Source organism: Glaciihabitans sp. dw_435 (genome assembly GCF_018449675.1).
Classification (GTDB): domain Bacteria; phylum Actinomycetota; class Actinomycetes; order Actinomycetales; family Microbacteriaceae; genus Glaciihabitans.
Map to the genome: position 1 here is coordinate 405,517 of NZ_JAAVUZ010000003.1, position 9,506 is coordinate 415,022.

Annotated in this window: 9 protein-coding genes; 6 read left to right on the forward strand and 3 right to left on the reverse strand. The window is 66.4% G+C overall.

What is annotated here, in order from left to right:
* Positions 1 to 4 precede the first annotated feature (4 nt).
* On the reverse strand, positions 5 to 2,215 hold the full coding sequence (locus tag HB677_RS06790) for an AAA family ATPase (protein WP_213814918.1): 2,211 nt from the start codon (positions 2,213 to 2,215) through the stop codon (positions 5 to 7).
* Positions 2,216 to 2,387: 172 nt separating this feature from the next.
* Positions 2,388 to 2,792 carry a hypothetical protein gene (locus HB677_RS06795; protein WP_213814919.1) on the reverse strand — a complete coding sequence of 135 codons (405 nt, stop codon included), beginning with the start codon at positions 2,790 to 2,792 and terminating at the stop codon, positions 2,388 to 2,390.
* A gap of 177 nt (positions 2,793 to 2,969) precedes the next feature.
* Between HB677_RS06795 and HB677_RS06800 the strand changes: the two genes are divergently transcribed.
* Genes HB677_RS06800 through HB677_RS06810 form a run of 3 tightly spaced genes read left to right on the forward strand, consistent with a single transcriptional unit; the run spans position 2,970 to position 5,515 of the window.
* Positions 2,970 to 3,122, forward strand: a complete 153-nt coding sequence (locus tag HB677_RS06800) for a hypothetical protein (protein WP_213814920.1) — start codon at positions 2,970 to 2,972, stop codon at positions 3,120 to 3,122.
* Entirely contained in the window at positions 3,119 to 3,787 is a 669-nt protein-coding gene (locus tag HB677_RS06805; RefSeq protein WP_213814921.1) for a GAP family protein, read from the forward strand. The genes HB677_RS06800 and HB677_RS06805 overlap by 4 nt, the downstream gene beginning before the upstream one ends.
* 36 nt (positions 3,788 to 3,823) lie before the next feature.
* Positions 3,824 to 5,515 (forward strand): SulP family inorganic anion transporter, encoded by a 1,692-nt coding sequence (locus HB677_RS06810; protein ID WP_213814922.1) that lies wholly within the window; start codon positions 3,824 to 3,826, stop codon positions 5,513 to 5,515.
* A 15-nt stretch (positions 5,516 to 5,530) separates the two neighbouring features.
* On the opposite strand, the gene HB677_RS06815 is transcribed toward HB677_RS06810, so the two are convergent.
* Positions 5,531 to 6,451, reverse strand: coding sequence for a formylglycine-generating enzyme family protein (locus HB677_RS06815; protein WP_255546280.1), 921 nt, complete (start codon positions 6,449 to 6,451; stop codon positions 5,531 to 5,533).
* A gap of 87 nt (positions 6,452 to 6,538) precedes the next feature.
* Here HB677_RS06815 and HB677_RS06820 point away from each other — a divergent pair, with 87 nt between their 5' ends.
* Genes HB677_RS06820 through HB677_RS06830 form a run of 3 tightly spaced genes read left to right on the forward strand, consistent with a single transcriptional unit; the run spans position 6,539 to position 9,379 of the window.
* On the forward strand, positions 6,539 to 8,260 hold the full coding sequence (locus HB677_RS06820; protein ID WP_307852503.1) for a SulP family inorganic anion transporter: 1,722 nt from the start codon (positions 6,539 to 6,541) through the stop codon (positions 8,258 to 8,260).
* Positions 8,257 to 8,871, forward strand: a complete 615-nt coding sequence (locus HB677_RS06825; RefSeq protein WP_213814923.1) for an HdeD family acid-resistance protein — start codon at positions 8,257 to 8,259, stop codon at positions 8,869 to 8,871. The genes HB677_RS06820 and HB677_RS06825 overlap by 4 nt, the downstream gene beginning before the upstream one ends.
* Positions 8,872 to 8,890: 19 nt before the next feature.
* On the forward strand, positions 8,891 to 9,379 hold the full coding sequence (locus HB677_RS06830) for a DUF1269 domain-containing protein (RefSeq protein ID WP_213814924.1): 489 nt from the start codon (positions 8,891 to 8,893) through the stop codon (positions 9,377 to 9,379).
* The last annotated feature ends 127 nt before the right edge of the window (positions 9,380 to 9,506 follow it).

Sequence of the window (9,506 nt, forward strand, 5' to 3'; positions counted from 1 at the left end):
AGTGTTAGATCGCCGAGTGCGCGCGGTAATCGTTACCGGCCCGCTTCTCCAGGATCGCCGACAGCGACCAGGCAACAATGTCGGAAATGGCGACCCGGTCGGTCGCCTCATCGCGCACAAGCGCTCCAAGGGCGTCGCGCGCGACCGACTCCCGCCCAACGCTGACGAGGTACTGGCAATAGGCGATCTGCCAGTCGTATCCCTCCCCGATGAACTGGCGCGCCCGGTCGAGCAGCCTCTCGCTCCACCGCCGCTCGTCCAGCTCGATCGCCATCCGCAGTCCGAGCTGTAGAGAGCACACCACCGCGGCGGTGTGAGCACCGGACAGATACTCCGGCGGCCACATCGTCGTGAACTCCTGGGCAAATCGCCGCCGGTAGGGAAGACCGTCAAATCCGACCGCGTTCTCGACGAGGGTGGCCTGCGCAATGGCGAGGCGATCGCCGCCCCGCTGCGCAAAGTAGGACGCAGCGCTGGTGTGGCCCTTGGCTGCCGATAGCCGGAGAAGCTCGGCATTTGCCCACCCCGCCAGGGTGTGCGCGTGCGCAAGCACGACGCTGGCGTCCTCCGTCGTCAGGCGGTCGGCCAGCCCCAGCGCCTTTTCGCTCAGCTCGAGTGTCGCCCGCACGTTGACGGACTCCATCGCCACCCAGGCGAGCCCAACGGTGCCCATCATGCGCGCGGCCGTGTCGTTGAGGTTCTCCGCTATGGCCAGGGCGATGCGCAAATCGTGGGTGGCGTCTTCCACCTGCCCTGACCGTGCCTCGGCAAGCCCCCTGCTCAACCGAATGGACGCACGCAGCGGATCGGACACGTCGGCCAGAGTGGACTCACCCCAGCCGGACGTGATCGTGTCGACCCTCTCCCATCGCACGAACGCGAGTCGCACCTCCACGAGATACCGCAACCAGTCCCACTCGAGCAGATCGTCGACGCCAAGGTCGAGCACACCCGGAGAGGCAAGAAAGTCCAGCGCGCGGTCGACCATTCCGAGAGTCGTTGCCGCGTAGGCCACGATCAGTCGCGCAAACGGACCGAGCACCAGATGGTCCCCGGCGGCCTGAACCGTATCGATGAGCTCGGAGGCGTGGCCGCTGTTGACCAGCTCGTATCCCTTGGAGCGCAACACTGTGTCGATCAGCGCCGGGTTGGTGGCCTGAACGGCAAGGGAAAGTGCGGTGAGCGGATGACCGCATTCGCAGTGCCATTCGGCCGCCCGGCGGGCAATCGCGGCGATGTCGTCGGGAGCCGTCTCCCGCATGATCTCCCGCACAAACTCGCCGAACAGGGGCTGGATCCGGTACCACGTGCGCCCCTCGCAGTCCGTTGACACGCGCCGCAGCATGAGGCTGCGCATGGCAAGATCCCGCAGGATCTGACCGCTCCCGTCGACCTGTCGTGCGGCCATCACCAGATCGCCCGTCACCTGCGGCGTCACCGCTGCCACCTGCAGCACCGAGCGCTCCGCGTCCGAGAGATCGGCGTAGACCTCGTGCCACAGGTAGTCGTGGAGAAAGGCCGGGTCCGGCACGGCACCTGCCTCCGTGACATCCGCTTCCACATTAAGAATCGCCAGGCTGAGGGCTGCAGGCCAGCCCTCCGCGGCCGAAAACAGTCGCTCGAGGCCCTCGGGAGTGATGTCCAATTCGGAGAACAGTTCCGTCGTCTCCGCCCGGGTAAAAGAGAGGGAGTCGGCAGACAGCTCCACGAGGCGACCGCTCACGCGTGCCGTCTGTGTGCTCAGGGGAGTGCGCGTGGCGAAGGAGATGTGCAGGTTGTCTGGCGCCCAGCGCAGGAGGCGGATGAACTCGTCCTCGCTCGGGCTTCCCAGGAGCCTGTGGGCATCATCGACGACCAGTTCGACGCGGGAGCGCGCCGTGTCGATTACCTCGGCGAGCGCGGCAAGGAACTCGCCGTGGCTTCCTCCATCCGCAACGTCGAGAAGCCCCTCGAAATCCGGATGCGTCTGGCCGTCCTGTGCCCGGGTTGCCTCCTGCAGAGCTCCCGCGATGGCCTTCCGTAGATCGACGGGATTACGCTCGTCGTCGTCCACGACACACCATGCTGCGATGGTGCCGGACTCCCGCAGCCGCGCCACCCACTGGGCAAGGAGATAAGTCTTGCCGTAGCCCGCGGGTGCGCTCACCATCACGAAGGTGTGGGCATCGCTCATCAGGCTCTTGTTGAGTGAATCGAACAGGCGCGGTCTCGTCACCGAGGGCTCCCGGATAACCGGGGGCCGCAGCTTCCCCGGCTGTGGTGTGACAATGCCCGCTCGCACAAGCTTGTTCATGGCACCACCCTAGATCGGCACCGTGGCGCGGGGGAAGCGCTCCCAGAACCGCTCACCCGTTGCGGGTGAGAGGGTTCGGGCGTTGCCCAGGCGCCTACGAGTCCACCCGGGCCGCGATTTCCACCGTGCTGGCATCAATGCGTGCGTGCAGCACCACCGCACCACCACTGTCGGCAATGTCCCGCGCAAACGACGCGACCCACGAGTGCTCGATCGCGACAAGCACGGCGGCATGATGGTGGGCCAGCCCGGCACTGACGACCCCGCTGTCCTGGGCGCTCAGCAGTGGACGCGGATGGGGGCTGATCGCCGACCACCCCGGAACGACGTCATCGCTGAGGTCACTGATGACCACCGTATCCGGCGGTCGCCGGGTCACCAGCACCGCGTCGACCACCACAAAGAGTCCCTGCGACACGAGATCCGCGAGCGGAGGCCCGATGCTGGACACACGGCCAGCATCGGAGAAGGTCACCACGATCACTTCGATGGGTCCCACCGCGACGCACCTTCCTCTGCGTGTGCCCGCCATTGTGACCCTGCCGCGTCCATGAACCATCACCCGGCGCAGGTGACGGTTACCGCCGGAGCGACCGCCTCCCACTCGCCTTGTACGGGTGAGTCGGCACCCTCGCGCATCTGGTCCACTGGGTGGCTCCACGGAAAGGACACGACGATGGACGCAGCAGACAGCGCCGATTCCCGGTCGCTGGAAGACACCCAACCGATCACCATCATGGGGGGCGGGGCGGATGTCCCGGAGAGCGGCCACCCGGAACGCAGCTCCACTTTCTGGGCCGCTCCCGACGACGACGCTCCGCTGCCGTGAATGGCGCCATCGGCGACGTCCTGCCACTCGCCCTCGGTGTCGCGATCAGTCCCGTCCCCATCATCGCCGCGATCCTCATGTTGCTCTCGCGGCGGGCTCGAGGCACGAGCCTGGGATTTCTCCTCGGGTGGACGCTCGGGGTGGTTGTCGTCGTCACCATCGCCATCCTCGTCTCCGGGGTTGCGGCGGGAGGGTCGGCGAGTGCCTCCCCGGTGGTCGGCATCATCAAGATTGTTCTCGGTGTCCTGCTCGTGCTTCTCGCCATTGGCCAGTGGCGCAAGCGTCCACACGGAGACACGGCACCGGTCATGCCCAAGTGGATGGCCGCAATCGATTCCATGACACCGATGAAAGCCGCGGGGCTCGGCTTCATCCTCGCCGCCATCAATCCGAAGAACCTCATGCTGACCATCGCCGCGGGAGTGGGTATCGGTTCGGCCGGCCTGTCGGGAGGGCAACAGGTGGCTGTCGCTGCTGTCTTCGTCGTGGTGTCCATCATCACCATCGCTGCGCCGGTCGCCGGATTCCTCGTCACGGGGGATCGTCTGCGGGGCGCGCTCGACGAGCTCCGGACGTGGCTGACGGCGAACAACGCCGTCATCATGAGCGTGCTCCTGCTGGTCCTGGGAGTCGTGAATATCGGGCACGGCATCGGGGCTCTGTGATCGCGGTTGTCCGCGGGTAAGGAAGCGGCTGGGATCATGCGCATACTTCCGGGGCTGACCCGGCGCACTATCCTGACGGAAACGGTCTCGGGCGTCACCCTGCTGGCAATAGCGGTACCGCTCAATATCGGATACGCGCAGATCGCGGGGCTTCCCCCCACCGCCGGTCTGTACTCCCTCATCCTTCCGTGCGTGGTCTTTGCCCTGCTCGCCTCGACGCGCCAGCTTGTCGCATCCCCGGATGCCGCGGCGGCGGCTCTCGTCGCATCTTCGCTGGGCGGTCTCGCGGCAGCGGGAAGCGCCGACTACATCACCATGGCCCTGGCGCAGGCAATCATCGGCGGCGCGATGTTCGCGGCATGCGCGCTCTTCAAGCTCGGGTTCCTCGCGAATTTTCTCTCGGAACCGATCCTGGTGGGGTTTGTGGGTGGTCTCGCCCTGGACATCCTCGTGAGCCAGGTCGCCAAGATGCTCGGCGTGCACATCGACAGCGGCGCCGAGTTTCTCGACAAGCTCGGCCAGCTCATCACCGGGCTCGGTGGCGTTAACGGGTGGTCGGTAATTATCGCCATCGGGTCGATCGCGGTGCTCCTGGGTGGGCGCGTCCTTGCCCGACGTGTGCCGTGGGCACTCATCGTCCTCATCGTCACGACCGTGATCGTGGTGCTGACCGGACTGGAACAACGGGGCGTGTCGGTGCTCGGTCCCGTGCAGGCGGGGCCGCCATCGCTGGCGTGGCCCGTGCTCTCGTGGGCGACCTGGGCTCAGCTCGTGCCGAGCGCGGCGGCGCTGACCCTCGTCGCGATGGCGGAGGGACTGCTCGTCGCGCGAAAGTACGGACAGAAACGGGGGTACACGACCAACCCCAACCGTGACCTCCTCGCGTTCGGTGCCTCCAACCTCGCCGCCGGAGTCAGCGGCGGATTCACCGTCGGCTCGTCGACGTCCCGCACCGCTGCCCTCGACCAGGTCGGCTCGCGCACCCAGTTGCCGTCCATCATCACGGCGGCAGGAACCCTGGTGCTCGTCATTTTCGGAACCGGCCTGCTCGAGCACATTCCATCGCCGGCGATTGGAGCGATTGTGGGCGTCGCCGTCGTGCCGCTGCTCGGCATTCGCGAGTTCACGGAGATCTGGAAGGTCAACAGGTTCGAATTCGTCGTCGGCGCCGTCTGCTTTCTCGCCACCCTGCTGCTCGGACCGATCATCGGCATCGTGCTGGCGTTCGTGCTGTCCCTCATCAACTTGGCGCTTCGGGCGTCCCGTCCCGCGGTGGACCTCCTCAGCGAGAATGACATTCCCGGCGGATCGCTCCTTCCCCTCGAGCCGGACCACTTCATCACCGCTCCCGGGGTGGCCGTCGTGCGGTTCGCCGCTCCCTTGTTCTTCGCCAACGCATCGATTTTCGACTCCACGATTCGCGCGGTTGTTAACGGGGGAGAGGACAAGGGTCTTCGTCACGTCGTCCTCGACTGCGAGGCGATCACGGACATCGACGTCACGGGCGCGGCATCCTACCGCGAGGTTCGGGAGTGGGTCACCTCACGGCAGATAACCTTTGACCTGTCGCGGGTTCGCCCCGATCTGGCCGCCCTCCTGACGCAGTTGAATCTCGTCGGGACATCCACCATCTATGGCACGAATCGTCAGGCGCTTGCCGCCCTTGTTCCGACCGGCGAGCACGCCGATGCCGCCGGAGCCGAGACCGGCAAGCACCGGCAGCACTGACGACGGGTCGCCGGGTCAGAGGCTCCGGGCGCAGCGGAATCCGATGTGTGTCGTGGAGGTGTCGTCCGATTGCGGCGACCGGGCAGCCGGGCGGTAGCGCAGGCAATACTCCGGGGCGCACAGGTGGGATCCGCCCTTGAGAACCCGGCGGCCGTCTGCGTCCGGGTCGACCGAACCCACGCAACACGCCTCCACCGCGTGCCGCGTGGCGTACGGGGTCACCGTCCATTCCCACACGTTTCCGATCATGTCGGACAATCCATACCCGTTGGGCGGGAACCAGCCGACGGGGGAGGTACCGCGCCACCCGTCTGCGCCCTCGTTGAGAAACGGGAATCGTCCCTGCCAGGTGTTGGCCATGAGCGTCCCTCCCGGGTGGAGCTCATCGCCCCACGCGTACGTGCGCCCGTCGAGTCCGCCGCGCGCCGCGAACTCCCATTCGGCCTCCGTCGGCAGCCGTTTTCCCGCCCACCCGGCATACCGGGATGCGTCTTCGAACGACACCTGCACGACGGGGTGACGCGAACGATCAGGTGTCGTACCGTTTCCCTCCGCGTCGAGCGGCCCGAACGGATGCCGCCAGTCCGCTCCCGTCACCCATCGCCACCACTGGCGCCATTCCGAGAGGGGGACGGGGCCGGGAGTCTGCTGGAAGACCAGCGCTCCTGCGGAACGCTCCTGTGGCGTCAGGTCGGGAAAGTCATCGGCGGGCAGCGATCGTTCGGCGGTGGTGACATACCCCGTCCGGGCGACAAATTCGGCGAACTGTTCCGTCGTGACGGGGTGGACGTCCATCTCGAACGGGTCGACCGCGACCTCGTGCACCGGACCTTCGTCCGCGTAAAACTGCTCCGATCCCATGGCGAAGGTTCCGCCGTCGATCCTGCGCATGGCGGTGATTGCCGGGGCACTGACTGTCGTCTGAGCGTTGTCCATCGCATAACCCTCGCCAGGGTGACACCCCCGGCACCTCACCCACCGCGGGCGAGGACGGGGCCACCGTGGCGCGGTCAGGGTGGGCCGGTGAGTACCCCGCGCCCGGTATTGCCGCCGCCGAACCGGCGATGGCTCTTTCCGACGCTTCGCGGGTACCAGGTCGCCTGGCTGCGAGCGGACGTCCTCGCTGGTATCACCGCGGGCGCCGTCGTCATTCCCCAAGCGATGGCCTATTCGACCATTGCCAATCTTCCCGTCGAAATCGGGCTTTACACCTGCATGCTCCCGCTCATCGTCTACGCGGCGATCGGCGGTTCCCGGGCTATGAGTGTCACCACCACCTCGACGATCGCCACTCTCACGGCCACCACGCTCGTCTCGGCAGGGGTCGCGGACGACGCCGTCACTGCCACCTCCGATCTCGTTACCCTGACACTTCTCGTGGGCGTGATCCTCATCGTCGCCCGCGTCTTCCGGCTCGGGGTCATCATCGAGAACATCAACGAGGCGACACTCGTGGGAATCAAGGTCGGACTGGGAGCCACCGTCGCTCTCGGCCAGGTTCCCCGGCTGCTGGGAATCGACGTGCAGGCCACCGGTCACGGATTCTTCAGTACCGTGGTCGCGACGATCGAAGCGCTCCCCGGCACCAACGCGGCCACCCTCGTCCTCTCGCTCGGCTCGATCGCCGTTCTGTTGGTGCTGAGACGCTGGGCTCCCCGCGTGCCCGGCCAGCTCGTCGTCGTGGTTGCCGGAATTCTGCTGGCAAGCGTGGCAGGCCTTCCCCGGGTCGGTGTCGACCTCATCGATCCCGTTCCCACGGGGCTTCCGCTTCCCGCCCTTCCGCCGCTCGACGGCGTCGTCGCGCTACTTCCCGGCGCCCTGGCCATCGCGGTCATGGCATTCCTCGAGTCGGCATCCGTGGCCCGGGGCATCCGCTCTCCCGGCGATCCCCAGGTCGACAGCAATCGCGAACTCCTGGCAAACGGGGCTGCGAGCGTCGCCGGGGCGTTCTTTCACAGCCTGCCGGCCGCGGGCGGCTTCTCCCAGAGCGCAGTCAACCAGCGGGCGGGCGCGAAGACCCAGGTTGCGTCGGTGGTGACGGCAGCGCTCGCGATTCTGGTTGCGCTGGTGCTGGCGCCGGTCCTTGATTACCTGCCCCAGGCCACTCTGGCCGCAATGGTGTTCGTCGCCGTCGTTGGACTGATCGACGTGCGCGGCCTTGTGCGCTTCGCTCGCGCCAGCCGCATCGAGTTCTGGATCTGTGTGACCACCGCTGTGGTCGGTCTCGTTGCCGGGCTGCTGCCCGCCGTTATTGCCGGGGTTGTCCTCACCCTCGGCACCGTGCTGCGGGAAATCAGCCGTCCGCGTTTCACGCGCCATCGCGCCGGGAGCGTGCTCCGCGTGTCCCTCGGCGGCGGGCTGTATACCGGCAACGTGTTCGCGACGCAGCGGGCCATCGAACGCGTCCTCGACGAGGAGTACGCCGTCGATCCGCAGCACCCGATCGCGGTACTGGAAGTGGATGCCTCGGCAGTACCTATGACGACCCTGACCGTCATCGACGCCCTCGCCGATTTCGACCGCGACCTCGCCGGACGCGGCGTGCAATTGCGCATTCGCGGCCTGGCGGGCGACGCGCTGGCCCTCGCGCGCAAGACGCGCTGGTGGACGGCGTTGGAAAGAGACGGACGCACTGCGCCCCTGTCACCCGTGGAAGGTGATCCGCCCGCCAGCAGCGCGGGAGATTCTGGGCGTACGCCGGGAACGCGGGCACCGGTCGGACCTGACGAAGGAGCTGGCGAATGACGAACTCGCTCGACGCGGAACTGCGGCGCTGGAGGGACCGCGCGGTGGCGGCCGAACGCGGCTGGATCCTCACGCTCTCCCTCGTCGCGGTGATGTTCGGGGTATTCGTCATGGTCCGCCCGAGCGCCGGGATGCTCACCATCGCGATCTTTTTCGGCATCTACCTGGTGGTGACAGGGGCGGCGAGCGTCGCGTTCTCGAACACGGCACAGGGGCGATCGGCCGGACGGCGCTGGATCGGGGGCATTCTCGGAGCACTCGTCATCATCGCCGGGTTCATCTGCCTTCTGAACCTCTCCCAGTCACTCCAGATTCTGGGGCTGACCCTAGGCGTTGGCCTCATTCTGGCGGGCATCGCCGACATGGCGAACGTCAGCAAACAGCCAGGACGACCCGTGTGGCTTCGGATCGTCAGCGGAGTGCTGACGATCCTCGCCGGAATCATCATGGTGATCGTTCCCCTGGTGTCCGTGGGCATCGTCGTCGTTATCGGAGGCGTAGCCCTGATCGTGGCCGGCATCGCCGGACTCTTTCGACTGACGGATGCTCCGGACCCCAGCCCGACGCAGGCTCGACAGACCGCAACCGACCCCAGCCATTACATCCTCTGATCAGATTGGAATCACGCTCATGCCAGACCTCATCGTCATCGCCTTTGACTCACCCGAGGATGCCGAATCCGCCTACAACACCGTGCAACGCCTGGACGACGACCTGGTGGTCGAGCTCGCCGGCCTGGCGCTCGTGAAGGTCGACGCCGAAGGAAAGACCCACGTGTCCACACCGGGACCCGCGGGAAAGGTTGGCGTCGGAACGGCCAGCGGCGCGCTCTTCGGACTGTTCCTCGGCGTCCTCTTTTTCGTGCCCGTCGTGGGACTTGTCGTGGGCGGCCTTTTCGGAGCACTCTTCGCCGGACTCGACAAGTCCGGCCTGGATACCGAGTTCCGCAGCCGGGTTAAGGCGGCGGTCGCCGCGGGAAAATCGTCGGTCGTCGTCTATGCAACGAAGATCACCGAGGACAAGTTCGCCGCCGCCCTCGAACAGTACGGCGGCACGGTCATCCAGACGTCTCTGTCGGAAGAGGACGAGAAGGAACTTGCCCACGACCTGAAGTCGTAGCGCGAACGAAAAAAGGCCGAACAATTGCAGAGCAATTGTTCGGCCTTTGTCGTGGACCACACGGTCGTCATGACCGAAAGTCCCAATGTGCGCGAAGGGGTGTGTAGGTTCACGTGATTGTTCATAT